This window comes from Paenibacillus curdlanolyticus YK9, from assembly GCF_000179615.1.
Lineage (GTDB): Bacteria > Bacillota > Bacilli > Paenibacillales > Paenibacillaceae > Paenibacillus_T > Paenibacillus_T curdlanolyticus.
Genome location: NZ_AEDD01000005.1, coordinates 166,509 through 184,788, shown reverse-complemented (window position 1 = coordinate 184,788; position 18,280 = coordinate 166,509). Strand labels below are relative to the sequence as shown.

Below are 18,280 nucleotides of genomic sequence, written 5' to 3'. Positions count from 1 at the left end.
TGTTAACGATGCTTACGCTTACGAAACAATGGACGCCAGCGCGTATATGGACGCTTGTCGGATATGCCGCCGCTGCTGCGGCGCTGTTCGCAGCACCGCTGTATTTAAGCGATTTTCGCCTTAATTTGCTTGCGAAATTTCTCGCATTCGCTATCGTAGCGCTTGGCCTTGATCTCTTATGGGGCTATACGGGCGTTCTTAGCTTAGGTCACGGGGTGTTCTTCGGCTTAGGCGGCTACGCGATGGCGATGTATCTGAAGCTTGAGGCAAGCGGAGGCCGCATGCCTGACTTTATGGAGTGGAGCGGCCTAACCGCGCTCCCGTGGTTCTGGAAGCCGTTCGAATCTTTCGGGTTTGCATTCGCGGCGGGCATTCTGCTGCCGGGGCTGCTAGCTTTATTCCTTGGATATGTGACGTTCCGTAATCGAATACGAGGCGTTTACTTTACAATTCTTACGCAGGCGCTCGTGATCATTACGACTACGCTCCTGATTGGCCAGCAAGCCTATACGGGCGGTACAAACGGCGTAACAGGCTACAGCCGCATCATGGGCTACTCAATCGCCAACCCGGATACGAAGCAGATGCTGTATTGGGCAACAGCTGCTTTCCTAGTTGCAGCTTTTGTATTATGTCGATTCTTAGTGAAAAGCCGGTTCGGCAAAGTGCTGCGCGCGATTCGCGACGGCGAGAACCGCGTACGGTTTATCGGGTATAATCCTGCCTTTTATCAAATGACGGCTTTCGCAATTTCCGGCGCGCTTGCGGGTCTCGCGGGCATGCTGTTCGTGCTCCACGTGGGCATTATATCGCCTTCTATGATGGGTATTGTGCCCTCGATCGAGATGGTGCTGTGGGTTGCAATCGGCGGCCGCGGCACGATGATTGGCGCCGCAATCGGCGCAGTGCTTATGAACTGGGGCAAGAGCGAGATCAGCGCGCAATATCCGGATGCATGGCTGTTCTTTATGGGCGCCCTGTTCGTTATTGTCGTCGTATTCCTGCCTAACGGCGTGGCTGGCTTGCTCGGCCGAATCCAAATTCGCAAGAGGAGGGTGACGGAACATGATCAAGATGCCGTCCGTAATCCTGCAGTGTGAGGGCATTACCGTCGAGTTCGACGGATTCAAGGCAGTTCAGGGCATGAATTTGACGCTCGAGCATGGCGAATTGCGGTTCTTAATCGGCCCCAATGGGGCGGGCAAAACGACGATGCTGGATGTCATCTGCGGCAAGACGCGCGCGTCATCGGGCAAGGTCGCGTTTCATCGCACAGATGGCGTAATCGACATTACGCGGAAGAAGGAGCATCATATTGCCGAGCTCGGCATCGGGCGTAAGTTTCAAGCCCCGTCTATATTCCCGACGCTGACCGTGTTTGAAAATTTGGAGATTGCCATGCGGCAAAAGCGCGGCGTATTCGCAACGCTGTTCGCGAAGATGACAGCTGCGGACCGGGAGCGTATTGAGAAGCAGATGACGTTAATCGGCTTGCAGGACAAAGCGTTGTGGCGTGCCGGCGGTTTGTCGCATGGCGAGAAGCAGTGGCTGGAGATCGGCATTATGCTCATGCAGGAGCCGAACATTTTGCTGCTGGATGAACCGGTTGCCGGCATGACCGACAAAGAAACGGATAAGACGGGCGAGCTGCTAAAGGAGATCGCCAAGTCCCGGGCGATCGTCGTTGTCGAGCATGATATGGAGTTTGTCCGCAATTTTGCGAGCAAGGTGACTGTTATGCATGAAGGGAAGCTGCTCAAGGAAGGCACCATGGACGATGTGCAGAACGATGACCACGTAGCGGAAGTTTATCTCGGAAAAAGGCGGGATGCCGATGTTAGCCGTTCAACAGCTTGAGGCCGGATATGGCGAGAGCGTTATTTTGCGAAACATATCATTGAACGTAAAGCCGGGGCAGGTCGTATGCCTGCTAGGGCGCAACGGCGTGGGTAAGACGACGCTGATGAAAAGCATTATGGGCGTGCTGAAGGCTCGCCGAGGCGGAGTGTCGTACAACGGCGCGGATCTAACCAAGGCTGCGCCAGCGCGTCGGGCGAAGAGCGGCATTGGCTACGTGCCGCAGGGACGCGAAATTTTCGGCCAATTGACTGTATATGAGAACATCTTGGTCGGCCTGGAAGCAGCGCGCGAGAAGACGCGAGAAATTCCGGCTGAGGCGATTGCCAAGTTCCCGGTGCTGCCGACGATGTATGAGCGCCGTGGCGGCGACCTCTCTGGCGGACAGCAGCAACAGCTGGCGTTCGCTAGAGCATTGGCATCCAAGCCGGAGCTGCTCTTGCTCGATGAGCCGTGCGAGGGGATACAGCCGTCGATCGTCGACGATATTCGGGATGTAATCCGGTCGATTAAGGCGGATGGCAAGACGGCGATTTTGCTCGTCGAGCAGAGCCTGGATTTTGTGAAAAGCGTAGGCGACTATTTCTATATTCTCGATAAAGGCGCTGTCGCTTGGGAGGGGCAGTTGGATAGCCTTAGCGATGAGGTAATCCGGCGGTATTTGACGGTGTGAGTGCTGGAATCGGCTGAAGCCATAACAGAGTTGAAAGCATTGCCTGGTAGGGGAGATTTCCCGTGCCCGGTGGTGCTATTTTTTTTGTAACGGGGATTTGATAGTATTAACTTAACCGGTTAACTAATTTGAAAGGAATGATAGGATAAGAATGCCCATTAAGAACTTTGCGATTACAAGTTTTTTGATACTCGTGCTGATCATAAGCGGATGCAGTGAAGCGAAAACGATCGATTCCCCCATTGCAACTGAAGCTGAATTTAGCGTTGTGAATTATAACGATAGCGACAATTCAGAACTAATCATAAAATTGCCTGACAACTGGACTGTAACAACTGAAAAGCGTCAGGTCGTAGATCAGTTTAAATTTAAGCAAAGTAAAAATAACAAGATTTCTAACTATACGGTTTACCATTTTGATGACGGGAAGAGCGGACAAAGCTCCGTATTGGATCTTATTTCTTATTACAAGGATCAACCAAACGGCGCCGCATTGCCGAATCATTGTAGTATAAAGAATACGGAGTATGAAGGGGACACCAAGTTGGGCCACGGAGTTGTTTACATTTTGAATTGTGATTTGCCAAGCGAACAAGCAACGAAAGAAAACACAACGTACGATAGAGTATATGCACTAGTTCCGATAGAGGGCGAAGAGAAGGCTTATAATTTTGATGCACCCATAAATTCAAGAGCCAATGCGGAAGATTATATTAAGAATATAATCAGCATTTTAAAGAATTCGACAGCTACATCCTAAAAATCCCCTAAAATATCATGAAAAGCTAGTCCTAGGGCACTAGTACGTACTATAATAGTCGTTATGGTTTACAAAAGTAACCAACCAGAAGGGGGAAGAATGAAACAATGAGAAACAAAAAGAGAATAACAACATTCCTATTAGCGCTCATTATGCTTATGACGATGCCGATTTGGACAGCAAATGCTGAAGCGGCAAGCGGTCCATCCGTATTCGTTAACGGCGTGAAGGTCAAATATGCGCAAGCGCCGGTCGTCCGCGATGGCGCTACGCTTGTATCGGCGAAGGAAACGATCGAGAGCCTCGGACTTAGCTTTACGTGGGATGCTTCAAATAAGCGAATTATCGGATCGAACGGCGAGACGACGGTAACTTTCGTAGTGGGCCAGCTTTCGGCGACGATTAATGGCGTGACGGTATTCCTGAACACGGCGCCAGCGCAAGTAAACGGACGTACGATGGTGCCGCTGAAGCCGCTGCTCGATACGATGGGCGCGGTAGCGACGACGAAGCCGGATTTGATCAGCATTAAGACAGGCGACCCGAAGAAAACGAAGTTTTATACGGGATTGCCGCTCCAAATTACGAACTCATCCATTAAAAACCTAGGCGGCAACGCCGTTACAGTTGATTACGTGCAGTATTCGATGTATGACGGGGAAATCTATACGATGGACTACACGATGACGATCGCACCAGGGCAAAAAGGCGGTTTCGAGAACGCAACGAACGTACCGGGGTTTTCAATCGACGTTAATGGGGAAGACCATACCTTCCTCGGGCGCGCGATTCACAGCATGTCCAAGCAAGGGGAAGATACGGCAAGCAGAAGCTATCAATACACGGACCAAACGTATCTGAGCGATTCGTTCTACACGAGTCTCACTAATATGTGGGGCAAGGTTCTGGCGGACTACAAGAAGCAATTGAAGCAAGAGCTGGTTAATAACAAAAATGTACCGCTGCAAATTCAAGCATCGAACATTTCGTACGACACGATGGGGTATCCAGAAGCGAACATCCGCCTGAAAAACCTGACGGAAAAGAAAATCGTTGCATTCGAACTCTCGTTCAGCTGCTTTGATGCCTATGGCGACCCGGTTAAGGGCGGATATCCGTACACAAACCGGTTCTATGGCAAAGCGAGCGATGTTGTGGATTGGGGCGACACGTATACGTTCACGTGGGACCTGTGGAGCTACTCCGATACGAGCAAAATCTCCAACATCACGATCGACAAAGTCGCGTTCTCCGATGGATCGGTGTGGAAGCGCAAGAAGTAAAAATGAAGAGCCCAACGAGTCTAGTGCTCGTTGGGCTCTTTGTTGCTTTGAGCCCGCAGTCAGGGTGATCGCCGGTAATGGATTACTCCGTTACCCCGCCCTCCACTACGATCTGATCAGCGGTGACGTCATCCGGGAAGCTCGCTTTAAGCGTCGTATCGTAGAGCTTATGGAAGAAGTTTTCGTCCTTGAGCTTTCCTTTGATCAGGTCATTCACATAATCCAGGAGTTCCTTATTCCCCTGTTTGACAGCACCGGCGATATAATCCTTGTTGCCTAGCTCTTTCACGCCAACCGTGTAGCCTTCATTTTTCTTAGCCCACGATAATAACAGGGTGTTGTCCTGCGCGAACGCATCGGCTCTGCCTGTAATCAGTGCTTGGTAGCCGTCTGTAATGGCGTCGATCTTGATGAGCTTAACGTCCGGATAATTTTTGGTGAAGTAGGAGTCCGCCGTCGTGCCTGTATTTACAGCTAACGTTTTTCCCTTCAAATCATCAACCGAGTTGATTGGCGCTTTATCCTTCGACACGACGCCCAGCGACACTTTCTCGTAAGGCAGCGTGAAATCAACGCTTTTTGCCCGTTCCTCCGTTACGGTAAAGTCGGCGAGCATTAAGTCAGCCTTATCCGTTTGCAAGTAAGGAATGCGGTCGGCTGGATTGACGACAACCCAAGAGATTTTGTTCTCGTCGCCTAGCAGTTCCTTTGCAATCCGTTTCCCCAAGTCAACGTCGTATCCTTTGAATGTGCCATCGGCATCTTGATAGCAGAACGGCGCATCGTCGGCGAAAATGCCGATTCTGATCGTATCTGCTTTTTTGATTGCAGCAATGGAGCCGGATTCGGCGCTCTTCCCATCGTTGCTAGAGGAGCAACCGACTAACCCCGCTAATAATAGAATGCTTAGTATACCGGCAATCGCTTTTTTCATTTCCACTCTCTCCTTTGTACTTTTGTTTGTATAAATAAAATATTTGCATATTTTATTTCAGCTCACATGGTCGATAGAAGCGGCATCATCCACCGGGAGATTGAGAAATTGCCTAGCAGCAACCGTCCTTGGGAAGTTGAAAAATTGGGCCGGCGTATTGATTTCAATGATTTTTCCAGCCTCCATGAAGACGATGCGGTCCGCTATTTTCTCTGCAAACTCCATCTCATGCGTCACGATTATTAACGTCAATCCTTGATTCTTTAATGCCTTAATGACATCTAACACCTCACGCACCATCTCGGGGTCCAAAGCGGCCGTTACCTCATCGAACAAAATGATTTCCGGGTTCATGCATAGCGCTCTGCAGATGGCCACTCGCTGCTTTTGGCCGCCGGAAAGCTCTCTGGGGTAAGCAAGCTTTTTGTCCAGCATGCCGACTCTCTCCAGCAGCTTAGTCGCGGCCTGAGTAGCGTCCTTCCGGCTTCTGTTCTCGACCTTCATGGGACCTAGAATAATGTTGTTCAGCACATTCATATGGGGAAAGAGATCATAGCTTTGAAAGACCATGCCGATCTTCTTGCGTACCTCCACCCAGTGGGCATAATTCGAAGCGGGCTTGGAGATTAGCTTGCCGTGAAGATGAATTTCGCCGGAGTCGATCTCCTCTAGGCCGTTAATGCATCGCAATAGCGTGGATTTGCCGCAGCCAGAACGCCCCAGAATTGCAATGATTTCACCCTGCGCGACGTCTAGATCGATAGGGTTCAGGACGATGTTTCCGTTAAATGACTTCTTCAGGTTGCGTATGGTTAAGTGCATAAATTCTCCTTTTTAGGTGCCCGACGTAAGGGATGCGGCTTTTTTCTCCATGAGTCGTGAGAGGATGGATAACGGAAAGCAGATGATGAAATAGAAGACCAGCAATACCAGATACATGGTGAAGGAAATCATGCTAGCCGGGTTGTTGTAATAGGAAACTTGAATGATGTTTTGCGACACCTTGAGCATTTCTTGAACGCCTATAAGCGAAACCAAGCTGGTTGTTTTGATGAGTCGAGTTGCCAGGCTGACAATGGAGGGAGTCGTTCGAATGATGATTTGCGGCAGCAGAACGTGTGCATACATTTGCCTTCTGGTGAGCCCAATCGCCATGCTCGTTTCGAATTGGTGGCGGGGAAGGCTCGTAATAAAGCTTCTAACCAAATCCCCGATTTCAAAGGAGCCCCACAGGGTGAAAACGATGATGGATACGATGTAGCCATCGGTTTGCGCATGAAAAAGAAAAGCGATCCCATAAAAGAGGATGAATAGCCAGATGACAGGGTGAATTAGACGAAAGGCGTCCAACAAAACCCTTAAAGGGAAGGTTAGCCATTTGTATTTTAAGGTCATCAAGGCCCCGATAATAAATCCGAAGACGATCGATAAAAGAAAGGAAATGCCGGCGATTTGAATCGTGAGCATAAGGCCGTCCAACAGCCTCGGGAAAGCTTTGGCAATCGCATCAAACCCCAAATTCTGCAAACCGGATCTTCCTTTCTATACGGGAAAATAAATAGGACATAGGCAGTAAAATGAGCAGGTAGCTGATAATGGTTAAGGCAGCGACAGGGAGAGTCAAATCAGCCCGTAAGCTTATAATCGCAAAGGCTTGATAGACGATTTCGGGCAGCAGAATGATCTTCATGGCTGACACTTCTTTGGTTAAGAAAATGGAATTATTGTTGACTGCAGCGATGGAGGTGGATAACGCCTGGGGGAGGATGAGGTAGATGATTGTGTTGAATCTGGACAGCCCCATTGATTTTGCGAGCTCAAGCTGGTTGGCGGATATGGCTTTCATGCCGGAATGGATGGCTTCGCACATATAAGCGCCGCCTAATAGCGACAGGACAAGGATGGAGCAGGTATAGCTGTCGAATTGCAAAGAGATTTTGGGAAGCCCATAAAAAATAAAGTAAGCCTGAACCAGAGAGGGCGTGTTTCTGAAAAATTCAACGTATGCTCGAATGGCTGGCTTTAGGACGGGCGCGTTATAGAACAATGCGATGCTGGACAGCAGTCCTATAAGAAATGCAAAGAAGATGGATATAGAAGCGACCATTAAGGTTGTCGCCGATGCTTTCGCAAAAATAGGAATCAAATCGAACGCGGAGTAGTTTTCCATAGGATCTCCATTCTCCTTACGGCTAGTTAGCTTGTCAATTCATACTATTCTTATGCGATTTATTGTATTCAACAATAACGCGGCATTTTCCCCTTGTCAATTATTGATTTCAAATCTTTCAATTTCCAGAGAAAACCTCACATCCTTACTCGACCCTCCCTCTTTTTCCCCGACGAACTTATCGCGTTTATTCGACTTCATTCGCTGATCGGTTTCCGATCAATGTACGGATTTCATCATTCTCCCAATTACACATGTAATAAAACCTAACATAAGTGTTGACACATCCGAACATTCGAAATAAACTACAGGTAAACGTAAGGTTTTATAACAAAAAGAACATATAGTTCTCATCTCGCCAAGCGCAGGTTGCTTGCAGATTGATGAACGAAAAAGCTGTCTAGGGTTCCGCTGGTTCCACCATGAGCGACATTATTGCGAGTCGTGGGAGAGTCAGGCCAGGTCCGAGAGATGGCGTGCGATGGACCCGTACAGCTGCGGTAAGCGGCGGCGAGCCGGACATGCGCATACACGGAAGGATAAAAGCCTGGGAGATGACTCTCCCGGGCTTTTTCTTATACTTTTTTACGAAAAAGAGGGAGTGGAGTCGATGAGAAATGTTCGCAAATCCTTGCTTATTCTCGTTCTGGTATTCGTATTTACGGTAGCTGCTGGCTGTGGCGGATCGTCCAAGGAGACGGCTGCAGGAGGGTCTGACGAACCGATTACAATCGCGCTCAGCCCTTGGCCTGGCTGGTATATGTGGTATCTCGTCGAGCAGCAGGGGCTGTTCGAGAAGCATGGCGTGATCGTCAAGTTGGAGTGGTTCCCGGTGTACAGCGATTCGCTTCAAGCGTTGGCAACCGGCAAGGTGGATGCGAACTCGCAGACGCTCAGCGACACGCTCGCTCCAATATCGAAAGGGATCGGATTGAAGGCGGTTTTGGTGAACGACAACTCCAACGGAGGAGACGCCATCGTCGCCAAACCGGACATTGCGAGCGTGAAGGATCTGAAGGGCAAAACCGTTGCGACGGAACTCGGAACGGTCGACCATCTCCTGCTGCTCACGGCGCTCGATCAGAACGGGCTCAAGGAATCTGATGTTAACTTTGTGAACATGACCGTCAACGATGCCGGTCCGGCGTTCATTACAGGCAAGACGGATGCATCGGTTCTGTGGGAGCCGTTCCAAACGAAGGCTGTCACCGAGGGTAAGGGAAAGGTGCTGTTCTCCTCCAAGGATACGCCAGGGCTCATTCCCGATCTGCTGGTATTCCGCGATAGCGTTGTAAAAAACCGCAAAGACGATGTGCAAAAGATTGTCGATGCGTGGTTCGAAGGACTGGAGTACTTCAAGGCGCACCCGGATGAGACGATCAAGCTGCTGGCCGAGAAGGCGGAGACGACGCCGGCGGACTTCAAGCTCGGCCTCGACAGCATCAAGCTGTTTACCCGCGAGGATAATGTAGCGGCGTTCACCAAGCGTGATGATTATTCGTCGCTGGCATACACGGCGCAGAAAACGGCCGAGTTCCTGCAAAAGCTCGATATGGTCGATGACATCGACGACTACAGCGTGATCTTCGATTCGTCGTTCGTGGCTGGACATTAGGGCGGAGGCGAAACGGATGAGCATACCACCGACATCGACATCGTCACAGGCGCCGACCGCCACAGGAAGCACCGGGACAATGGGGTCCTGCGCCGCAACGGGGCGGCGCAGGCGAAGGCCGCATCGGCTTCAGATTCATAAAGACATTGGAACGAAGCCGTTCGCACTGACGGCGGGCGCTTCCTTCCTTCTGCTGCTGCTCGTTTGGGCGGCGCTTAGCTACACAGAGGCGGTGAATCCGGTATTTCTGCCGAAGCCGCATGAGGTGCTGGCAGAGCTGATTCATTTGCTCGGGACGGCGGATTATTGGCATCACATCGGCGTGAGCATTTTCCGCGTAACCGGCGGCTTCTTGCTCGCTTGCATCATCGGCATTCCGCTCGGCGTGCTCGCGGGGACGTTCAAGTACGGCGAAGCGTTCATTGAGCCGCCGATGGAGTTTATCCGGTATATGCCGGCGGTTGCGTTTATTCCGCTCATTATGGTGTGGGTCGGAATCGGGGAATGGGCCAAAATCATGCTCATCTTCATCGGCTGCTTCTTCCAACTCGTGCTAATGGTAGCCGATAACGTGCGCCGCGTGCCGCGGGATCTGCTGCAAGCCTCCTTCACGCTGGGCGCGAGCCGCTGGAAGGTGATCGAGACGGTGCTGCTGCCGGCAATCCAGCCGCAGCTGATGCATACGCTCCGTCTTATTCTCGGTTGGGCGTGGACGTATCTGGTCGTCGCCGAGCTCGTCGCCGTGAATAGCGGATTAGGCTACGCCATCATGAAAGCACAGCGATATTTAAATACGGATCAAATTTTCGTCGGCATCATCGTCATTGGGCTGCTCGGGCTGATCAGCGACCGCATCTTCGCTTTCATGAACAAGCGGTTCTTCCCTTGGGTCTGATCCAGCCATAGCTGCCACCGTGGCTTGCCAACACATTCATTTAACTGGGGGTAACGAGTATGAACGCGATTTGGAGCACGACAATTCGTCCGGGCGGCAAGTGGTCGGGGACGATTGGGCGAGGCAAACTGATTCGTTTTACGGCATTGGAAGCGGGGGCGAATGTATCGATTCAGCTGTTTCACGCTCGCGATTTGACGGAGCGCTACAATATGCCGGATACGCTCAAAGCTCAGCATACAGCGCATCTGACCCGCGGGAACGTGCTGATGAGCGATAACGGGCGCGCGCTGGCCAGCATTGTACAGGATAGCCTCGGCTGGCATGATCCGCTTGGCGGATACACGTACCGCGAAGCGACGGACGCCAAGTATGGCCATACGAATTATCAGGAGCTGCGCAACGATTGGCTGCGGAGCGGACAGGAAAACTTCGCGGTGGAGCTTGTGCGGTGCGGGCTCGGCATGCGGGATATGATGCCGGTCGTGAACTTATTTTCGAAAATTGCAGTGGATGAAACGGGACGCATGCATTATGACGCGGCGCATTGCCCGGCGAATGCGACCGTGACGCTTCGCACGGAGATGGATACGCTGCTGGTGCTGTCCAACACGCCGAATCCGCTTGACCCGCGTACAGAGTATCCGTCGGTGCCGGTCAAGATCGAGGTGCTGGAGGCGCCGCCCGTCGACTCGCTCGACTACTGCGTCAATTACCGGCCGGAGAACCGGCGCGCTTATGAGAATTCGTGGGCGTATTACGCGCTCATGGGTGTATAGGAGACCTTGGTTTGGCTAGATGAGGGGCTTCGCCCATTGCACATGATCAAGATGCAAATAAGGAGGGCTTACGATGTCCGTATTTAACCGAGTGGAGAGCGCGCGCGTTGCGTCGGAAGCGATATATGAGGAAGTCGTAGCGGCAGGCGACGGCTGGATGAGGGAGCTGCAGCCGGGACAGGTGCTGCGAATTGTGGATTTGGAAGGCAATCAGGCAGCCGACACGCTGTTCTATGATGCAGACAATCCGGAGGATCATTACAGCGCTGTCGCGACCATTGCGGGGCAAGGCAATATTTATTTGACGACGGGCTCCGTATTGCGTTCCGAATCCGGCAAACCGCTGGTGCAGATCGTGGCTGACACATGCGGCCGCCACGATACGGTAGGCGGAAGCTGCTCGGCGCAGAGCAACACCGTGCGGTATGCGCATGAGAAGCTGCACATGCACAATTGCCGCGACACGTTCATGCTGGAGCTTTCGAAGCAGCAGGACGTGCGGTATACGAAGCGTGATTTGGCGCCGAACGTGAACTTTTTCATGAATGTGCCAGTGACGGAGGACGGAGGCTTAACGTTCGCAGACGGCGTATCGTCGCCGGGCGCTTATGTGGAGATGCAGGCGGTTGCGCGGACGATGGTGCTGCTGAGTAACTGTCCGCAGCTGAATAACCCTTGCAACGCTTATAACCCGACGCCGGTTAAGATGCTGATCTGGGAGCGATAGGCGAATAATACGGCCGGTTAACGGCGTAAAGATGAGCCGAATTGAACACGGGTGAGTGGGCACGCGGTTCAATCGGGGTGGACAGCGATCAACGTATCGATACGGAATATACGCGAATAGATAGCACGGAATAAACGATGAATGGCAATCCGGGGAGGAATCACGATGTTCACAAAAGTACTTATTGCGAATCGCGGCGCAATCGCCGTTCGAATCGAGCGTACGCTGCGCAAGCTCGGCATTGCATCCGTAGCGGTATATACGCAGGCAGATCAAGACAGCCTGCACGTCGATCAGGCTGACGAGGCGGTATTGATCGGCGAAGGCGCAGCGAAGGACAGCTACTTGAACGCTGACCTGATTTTGCAGATCGCGGAGGAAACGGGCGCGCAGGCGATCCATCCGGGCTACGGCTTCTTGAGCGAAAATGCCGGCTTCGCGCGCGCCTGCCGCGAGCGGGGCATCGCCTTCATCGGGCCAACGCCGGAACAGATGGAGATGTTCGGCCTGAAGCACTCAGCGCGCGAGCTCGCGGAAAAGGCGGGCGTGCCGATGCTGCCGGGGACGCCGCTCATTACCGAGCTGGAGCAAGCGGTTAGCGCGGCATCGGTGATCGGCTATCCGGTCATTCTGAAGAGCACCGCCGGCGGCGGGGGCATCGGCATGCGCGTATGCGAAGAGGAGCAGGAGCTTCGCTCTGCATTCGAATCGGTTCGGCATCTGGCCGAGACGAACTTCAAGAACGGCGGCGTTTTCTTGGAGAAGTACATTGCCAAGGCGCGCCACGTCGAGGTGCAAATTTTCGGCAACGCCTTTGGTGAAGTCGTCGCGCTAGGCGAGCGGGATTGCTCGATACAGCGCCGCAATCAGAAGGTGATCGAGGAAAGCCCGGCGCCGAAATTCGCGCAAGCGGTTCGAGAGCGGATGTTCGAGGCTGCACGCAGCCTGGCGGCGGAAGCCGGCTACCGGAGCGCAGGGACGGTAGAGTTTCTATATGATCCGCAGTCGAGCGAATTCTATTTCCTTGAAGTGAACACGCGGCTCCAAGTGGAGCATGGCGTAACCGAAGAGGTGCTCGGCCTTGATCTTGTGGAATGGATGGTCAAGGAGGCGGCCAATGAGCTGCATAATCTGGAGTCGTTCGTTCCTGCATCGCAAGGCCATAGCATGCAGGCGCGCATCTACGCGGAGGATTGTCATCATAACTTCCGTCCTAGCGCGGGCCAGCTCGATCGTGCGGTATTCTCGGCGGATGCGCGCAACGAAACGTGGGTACGCGACGGCATCACGGTAACTTCGCTATACGATCCGATGCTCGCGAAAATCATCGTCCATGGCCGCGACCGCGCCGACGCGATTGCGAAGCTGATTAAGGCGCTCTCGGAAACGCGTATGTACGGCATTACGACGAACCTATCTTATATCCAATCGCTGCTGCAGGATGAGGCGGTTGTCGAGGGCGATGTCTATACCCGCATGTTGAACGGGTATGACCCTTCCGAGCCTGCAATTGAGGTGCTGGATGGCGGCGTTCAATCGACGGTGCAGGATTATCCGGGCCGGACCGGACATTGGGATGTCGGCGTACCGCCATGCGGACCGATGGACCCGCTGTCGTTCCGAATCGGCAACAAGCTGCTGGGCAACGCCGATGATGCTGCGGGCATCGAGCTTACGCTTCGCGGCGGCTCGTATACGTTCCGCAGCGACATCTGGTTCTGCTTAACGGGCGCGGATATGCAGGCAAAGCTGGATCATGAGAGCGTTCCGACCTACCAGCCAGTTCTTGGCCGCCGCGGCCAAGTGCTCAAGTTCGGTGAGGCGCAGGAAGGGCTGCGCACCTACTTGCTCATCGCAGGCGGGCTCGATATGCCGCGCATTCTCGGCAGCGCAGCTACGTTCACGCTTGGCGGCTTCGGCGGACATGGCGGGCGGGCGCTTCGCACGGGCGATGTGCTGGGCGTGCGCTTAGGCTCGGATTCGAACAGCGTGGCGCCGATTAATCGAGTTGAGCTTGCGCTGTCCGAACGTCCTGCGCTGACGAGCGAGTGGACGATTGGCGTCATTCCGGGGCCGCACTGCTCTGCGGAGTTTTTGCTTCCGGCGTTTCTGGAGGAGCTTGCGGCGACTAGCTACGAGGTGCATTTTAACAGCTCCCGTACAGGCGTGCGATTGATTGGACCCGCACCGCGCTGGGCGCGTGAGGACGGCGGCGAAGCGGGCTTGCATCCGTCGAATATTCATGACAATGCCTACGCAGTAGGTACGCTTGACCTGACGGGCGACATGCCGATTTTGCTTGGACCGGACGGCCCGAGCCTGGGCGGATTCGTGTGTCCCGTTACGACCGCATCGGCTGAGTTTTGGAAAATCGGACAGCTGCGCCCCGGCGATAAAGTGCGCTTCCGCCTTATTACACTTGAGGAAGCGGATAGGCTGCGCGATCAACAGACGCAATGGTTGAACGCCATCGGTGAAGGCGAGCGGGCATTTATTGCCCGGGCAATGGAACTGCCGGGTGAGCGCCCATTCGATACCGATTATCCGATCTTGGCGCGAGTGACCGAAGGCCATGCTTTCCCGATTACGATCCGCTGCAGCGGCGATGAGAATTTGCTTGTAGAATACGGACCGATGGAGCTGGATCTCAAGCTGCGGTTCCAAGCTCATGCGCTTATGCAGGCGATTCAAGAGAGCGGCGCCGTACCGGTGCTGGATTTGACGCCGGGCATTCGATCGCTTCAGGTGCATATCGACCGTTCGCGCATTACGGTTCGCGAAGCCTGCGCAAGGCTGCTGGAGTTGGATCGCCAGCTACCGCCGCTGGAGTCGATTCGCGTGCCGTCCCGCATCGTGCGATTGCCGCTGTCATGGGATGACCCGGCAACGCAGCTTGCGATCGAGCGTTATCAGCAAGGCGTTCGCCCCGATGCGCCTTGGTGCCCGAGCAATTTGGAGTTCATCCGGCGCGTGAACGGGCTTGATTCGATCGAGGATGTCAGACGAATTGTTTATGATGCGAGCTATCTTGTCATGGGGCTGGGCGATGTGTACTTAGGCGCACCGGTAGCGACGCCAATTGATCCCCGTCACCGTCTCGTCACGACGAAGTATAACCCCGCTCGGACGTGGACGCCGGAAAATGCAGTTGGCATCGGCGGCGCATACATGTGCGTGTACGGGATGGAGGGGCCGGGCGGCTACCAGTTCGTCGGGCGGACGATCCAGATGTGGAATCGTCTCCGCTCTTCGACGGATAGCTTCCAAAGCGGCAAGCCGTGGCTGCTTCGCTTCTTCGACCAGATTCAATTCTATCCAGTTGAGGCGGATGAGCTGCTGCAGCTGCGTGAGGACTTCCCGCGCGGCCGTTATGAGGTGAGCATTACCGAAACGACGTTTGATTTGGGCGAATATTTGCGCTTCCTCGATGAGATTGAGGCAAGCGCAGGCACGTTCCGCGACAAGCAGCAGGCTGCCTTCCAAGCGGAGCGGGAGAACTGGAAAGCGCAAGGGCTGGCGGAATACGTGTCGGAGCCCGAGCAAGCGAAGCCTGCTGGAGACGATGAGCTGCCAGAAGGCGCGGAAGCGGTGCGATGCAACATGCCGGGCAGCGTATGGAAGGTGCTCGTTGAGCCAGGTCAGCAGGTGAAGAAGGGCGATACGCTCATCATTGTGGAAAGCATGAAGATGGAATTTTCGCAGCAAGCGCCGTGCGATGGCCATGTGATGAATGCGAGTTACGTCAAACCGGGCGATTCGGTGCATGCCGGCCAGTTGATCGTGGCGATGGCGCCATCGGAAGCGGAGGTGTCAGTGTAATGCAGAAAACAACATTGCCAGCTGCTTTCACAATTGCATGGCTGCAGGAGCAATATGAGAGTCAAGCGCTGACGCCTGAGGAGGTCGTAGGCGAAATCATTCATCGTGCGGAAACGGCTGTTGCGATGAATATATGGATTACGCCTCCTTCGGCAGAGCTTGTTGCCCCTTACTTGGAGCGTCTGAGGACACTTGATCGGGCTAGCTCCCCGCTATGGGGAATTCCATTCGCGATCAAGGACAATATCGACCTTGCAGGCGTGCCGACGACGGCAGCTTGCGCGGAATATGCTTACACGCCGACCGGGCATGCCGCTGTTGTCGAGCGTTTAATAGAAGCAGGGGCGATCCCTCTTGGCAAAACGAATCTCGACCAGTTCGCCACCGGCCTCGTCGGCACGCGCAGCCCTTACGGCGAAACGCATAATGCGCTTCGCCCCGAGCTTATAAGCGGCGGCTCGAGCTCCGGCTCCGCTGTCGCGGTCGCCCTAGGGCAAGCCGCATTCTCGCTTGGCACCGATACGGCCGGCAGCGGCCGCGTTCCAGCGGCGCTGAATGGGCTGGTCGGCTACAAGCCGAGCATGGGCGCATGGCCGCTCAAGGGTGTCGTGCCTGCCTGCGAAAGCTTGGATTGCGTCACGATGTTCGCCGCCGATCTGGCGGATGCTTACGCTGTCGATGCGGTCGCCCGCGGCGTCCATGCGGATGACCCATGGTCGCGCGGCTTCCCTGCCCCGCAATCAGTGCCTCCTTCGCGGATTGTGCTGCCGGAGCAGACGCCAGCGTTTTACGGGCCTTATGCAGAGGCGTATGAAGCGGCATGGCATGCAGCAGTATCCCGGGTCGTGTCGCTCGGGATTGCAGTCAGCTATCTGGATACGGAGCTGTTCTCCGCAGCGGCAGCGCTTCTCTATGAGGGGCCGTGGGTTGCGGAGCGATGGGCAGGCTTGGGCAGCTTTATTGAGGCTCACCCGGACACGGCTGTGCCGGTCACGGAGCGCATCTTGCGCTCGGGGGCTGCCGAGCAGCATACGGCCGCTTCTTTATTCCAGACGATGCATAAGCTCCAGCGTTACAGAAAACAGGCACGTGAGCTGCTTCAGGGAGCCGTGCTCATCCTGCCGACGGCCGGCGGCACATGGACGCGCGAGCAAGTGCGCGACAACCCTGTTGAGACGAACCGCGACATGGGGCGGTATACGAATCATTGCAATCTGCTGGATTTGTGCGCTGTTGCTGTTCCGGCTGGCGCAGCGCTTGCGGATACGCCATTTGGCATTACGCTGTTTGGTTTAGCTGCAGAGGAAGGGCTCGTTCGGGACACGGCTGAGCGATTCTCGTCAATGGCAGTAACCGCGTCGCCAAGACCATCCGCTAATGCGGCGACAGAAACGACGCTCGTCGCTGTATGCGGCCTGCATATGCGGGGCTATCCGCTAGAGAAGCAGATGCAGGGCTGCGGCGCCCGTTTTGTCGAGGAGACAACAACTTCGGCCCGCTACAAGCTGCTTCGCTTAGCGACGACACCGGCGAAGCCGGGACTCATTAAGCAGCCGCCGGGCAGCGGTGGAGCTGCGATTGCGATTGAAGTGTGGGAGATGCCGCTGGCTGCCTTCGGCGGATTCACGGCCTCGATCCCGGCGCCGCTCGGAATTGGCAAGGTTGAGCTGGCTGACGGCCGAGAGGTGCCAAGCTTTATTTGCGAAGGCTACGCGGAACACGATGCAGAGGATATTACGGCATTCGGCGGATGGCGGAATTATCTCCAGAGCTTGAATTGATTCGATAGGAGGCGAGGGCGATGCAGCCTGTACGGAATGAGCAGAACGCAGCAATGGCACCGGTTAATGAGCGGACAGAGGGGGTGGCTGCTGGTCAAGGCCAAGGCCGAATTGAAATTCGCGGACTGCAGAAGGTTTACGCATCTGCAAAAACACAGTTCGAGGCACTTCGCGATATTGATCTGACGATTGCGGAAAATGAATTTCTGACCATCCTAGGGCCGTCGGGCTGTGGCAAATCCACGCTGCTGCGCATCGTTGCGGGCCTGGAGGATCCGACAGGCGGGGAGCTGACCGTCGATGGCGATGCGATCATCGGGCCGGGCGCTGATCGCGGCATGGTGTTCCAAGGCTATACGCTTTTTCCTTGGCTGACGGTTCGAGAAAATATTGAATATGGGCCGAAGCTCAAAGGCGTCCCTACACTGGTGCGTCGAGGCCTATCGAGCCACTGGCTGAAAATCATTCGGCTGGAATCGTTCGCGAAGTCTTACCCGAAGCAGCTGTCAGGCGGCATGAAGCAGCGGGTTGCCATTGCAAGGGCGCTCGCCAATCGACCGAAGGTGCTGCTCATGGATGAGCCGTTCGGCGCATTGGATGCGCAGACGAAGCTTGAGATGCAGGAGATGCTGCTGGAGGTGTGGGAGAGGGAGAAGACGACGGTATTGTTCATCACTCACGATATCGACGAAGCGATCTTCCTGTCCCAACGGATTGTGGTCATGGGGGCCAATCCGGGCCGCATCATTCGGGAGTTTCAGGTGGAGCTTCCGAATGAGCGCACGGCTGATGTGCGAGAGACGCCGGGCTTCCTGAAGCTGAAGCGCGAGCTGGCGCAGCTTCTCAAGCATGATTAGGTCTAATCCGACCGGAACCGCTTGTTTGCCATGCGGTGTCCGGTTTTTTTCATAAGCTTGGCTTAACAAAAAGAGTGAATCGGCATCCTGAGATTACGTTTGTTAATGGCTTGACGAATAAGTGAGGATA

General features: G+C 54.3%; 16 protein-coding genes and 1 riboswitch. Of the genes, 12 read left to right on the top strand and 4 right to left on the bottom strand.

Translation table 11 applies throughout. From position 1 onward, the window contains the following. Nucleotides 1-8 precede the first annotated feature (8 nt). The 5 genes from urtC (at nucleotide 9) to PAECUDRAFT_RS10990 (ending at nucleotide 4,573) form a co-directional block, all read left to right on the top strand. The gene (urtC, locus tag PAECUDRAFT_RS11010) at nucleotides 9-1,100 is read left to right on the top strand and encodes an urea ABC transporter permease subunit UrtC (protein WP_006038173.1); all 1,092 of its coding nucleotides are present in this window, start codon (nucleotides 9-11) and stop codon (nucleotides 1,098-1,100) included. After that, nucleotides 1,066-1,857: an urea ABC transporter ATP-binding protein UrtD gene (gene urtD / locus PAECUDRAFT_RS11005; RefSeq protein ID WP_006038172.1), complete on the top strand. Its 792-nt coding sequence runs from the start codon at nucleotides 1,066-1,068 to the stop codon at nucleotides 1,855-1,857. The genes urtC and urtD overlap by 35 nt, the downstream gene beginning before the upstream one ends. Next, the gene (gene urtE, locus PAECUDRAFT_RS11000; RefSeq protein WP_006038171.1) at nucleotides 1,835-2,530 is read left to right on the top strand and encodes an urea ABC transporter ATP-binding subunit UrtE; all 696 of its coding nucleotides are present in this window, start codon (nucleotides 1,835-1,837) and stop codon (nucleotides 2,528-2,530) included. The genes urtD and urtE overlap by 23 nt, the downstream gene beginning before the upstream one ends. Before the next feature lie 151 nt (nucleotides 2,531-2,681). Continuing rightward, nucleotides 2,682-3,290 (top strand): hypothetical protein, encoded by a 609-nt coding sequence (locus tag PAECUDRAFT_RS10995; protein ID WP_006038170.1) that lies wholly within the window; start codon nucleotides 2,682-2,684, stop codon nucleotides 3,288-3,290. Nucleotides 3,291-3,397: 107 nt separating this feature from the next. Then, nucleotides 3,398-4,573 carry a stalk domain-containing protein gene (locus PAECUDRAFT_RS10990; RefSeq protein WP_006038169.1) on the top strand — a complete coding sequence of 392 codons (1,176 nt, stop codon included), beginning with the start codon at nucleotides 3,398-3,400 and terminating at the stop codon, nucleotides 4,571-4,573. Between the two features lie 82 nt (nucleotides 4,574-4,655). Here the strand turns inward: PAECUDRAFT_RS10990 and PAECUDRAFT_RS10985 are convergent, their stop codons facing one another. The 4 genes from PAECUDRAFT_RS10985 to PAECUDRAFT_RS10970 are packed head-to-tail and all read right to left on the bottom strand — an operon-like array spanning nucleotide 4,656 to nucleotide 7,677. Continuing rightward, nucleotides 4,656-5,507, bottom strand: coding sequence for a transporter substrate-binding domain-containing protein (locus tag PAECUDRAFT_RS10985; RefSeq protein WP_006038168.1), 852 nt, complete (start codon nucleotides 5,505-5,507; stop codon nucleotides 4,656-4,658). 57 nt (nucleotides 5,508-5,564) lie between these two features. Further along, a complete protein-coding gene (locus PAECUDRAFT_RS10980) occupies nucleotides 5,565-6,329 on the bottom strand; it encodes an amino acid ABC transporter ATP-binding protein (protein WP_006038167.1) in 765 nt (254 codons plus the stop codon). Nucleotides 6,330-6,341: 12 nt separating this feature from the next. After that, complete coding sequence (locus PAECUDRAFT_RS10975; RefSeq protein WP_006038166.1) at nucleotides 6,342-7,034, bottom strand: amino acid ABC transporter permease; 693 nt, start codon at nucleotides 7,032-7,034, stop codon at nucleotides 6,342-6,344. Next, nucleotides 7,015-7,677, bottom strand: a complete 663-nt coding sequence (locus PAECUDRAFT_RS10970) for an amino acid ABC transporter permease (RefSeq protein WP_006038165.1) — start codon at nucleotides 7,675-7,677, stop codon at nucleotides 7,015-7,017. Before PAECUDRAFT_RS10970 ends, PAECUDRAFT_RS10975 begins: the two co-directional genes overlap by 20 nt. Before the next feature lie 389 nt (nucleotides 7,678-8,066). Then, nucleotides 8,067-8,233, top strand: a riboswitch (guanidine-I (ykkC/yxkD leader). Between the two features lie 54 nt (nucleotides 8,234-8,287). Here PAECUDRAFT_RS10970 and PAECUDRAFT_RS10965 point away from each other — a divergent pair. The 7 genes from PAECUDRAFT_RS10965 (at nucleotide 8,288) to PAECUDRAFT_RS10935 (ending at nucleotide 18,150) form a co-directional block, all read left to right on the top strand. Beyond that, nucleotides 8,288-9,292 carry an ABC transporter substrate-binding protein gene (locus tag PAECUDRAFT_RS10965; RefSeq protein ID WP_006038164.1) on the top strand — a complete coding sequence of 335 codons (1,005 nt, stop codon included), beginning with the start codon at nucleotides 8,288-8,290 and terminating at the stop codon, nucleotides 9,290-9,292. A gap of 16 nt (nucleotides 9,293-9,308) precedes the next feature. Next, on the top strand, nucleotides 9,309-10,187 hold the full coding sequence (locus PAECUDRAFT_RS10960) for an ABC transporter permease (protein WP_006038163.1): 879 nt from the start codon (nucleotides 9,309-9,311) through the stop codon (nucleotides 10,185-10,187). Nucleotides 10,188-10,246: 59 nt separating this feature from the next. Further along, nucleotides 10,247-10,966 (top strand): urea amidolyase associated protein UAAP1, encoded by a 720-nt coding sequence (locus PAECUDRAFT_RS10955; protein WP_006038162.1) that lies wholly within the window; start codon nucleotides 10,247-10,249, stop codon nucleotides 10,964-10,966. A 73-nt stretch (nucleotides 10,967-11,039) separates the two neighbouring features. Continuing rightward, nucleotides 11,040-11,693 carry an urea amidolyase associated protein UAAP2 gene (locus PAECUDRAFT_RS10950; RefSeq protein ID WP_006038161.1) on the top strand — a complete coding sequence of 218 codons (654 nt, stop codon included), beginning with the start codon at nucleotides 11,040-11,042 and terminating at the stop codon, nucleotides 11,691-11,693. Between the two features lie 165 nt (nucleotides 11,694-11,858). Next, nucleotides 11,859-15,512, top strand: coding sequence for an urea carboxylase (uca, locus tag PAECUDRAFT_RS10945; protein ID WP_006038160.1), 3,654 nt, complete (start codon nucleotides 11,859-11,861; stop codon nucleotides 15,510-15,512). Then, a complete protein-coding gene (gene atzF, locus PAECUDRAFT_RS10940) occupies nucleotides 15,512-17,293 on the top strand; it encodes an allophanate hydrolase (RefSeq protein ID WP_006038159.1) in 1,782 nt (593 codons plus the stop codon). The genes uca and atzF overlap by 1 nt, the downstream gene beginning before the upstream one ends. A 20-nt stretch (nucleotides 17,294-17,313) precedes the next feature. Further along, nucleotides 17,314-18,150, top strand: a complete 837-nt coding sequence (locus tag PAECUDRAFT_RS10935) for an ABC transporter ATP-binding protein (RefSeq protein WP_006038158.1) — start codon at nucleotides 17,314-17,316, stop codon at nucleotides 18,148-18,150. Nucleotides 18,151-18,280: the final 130 nt, after the last annotated feature.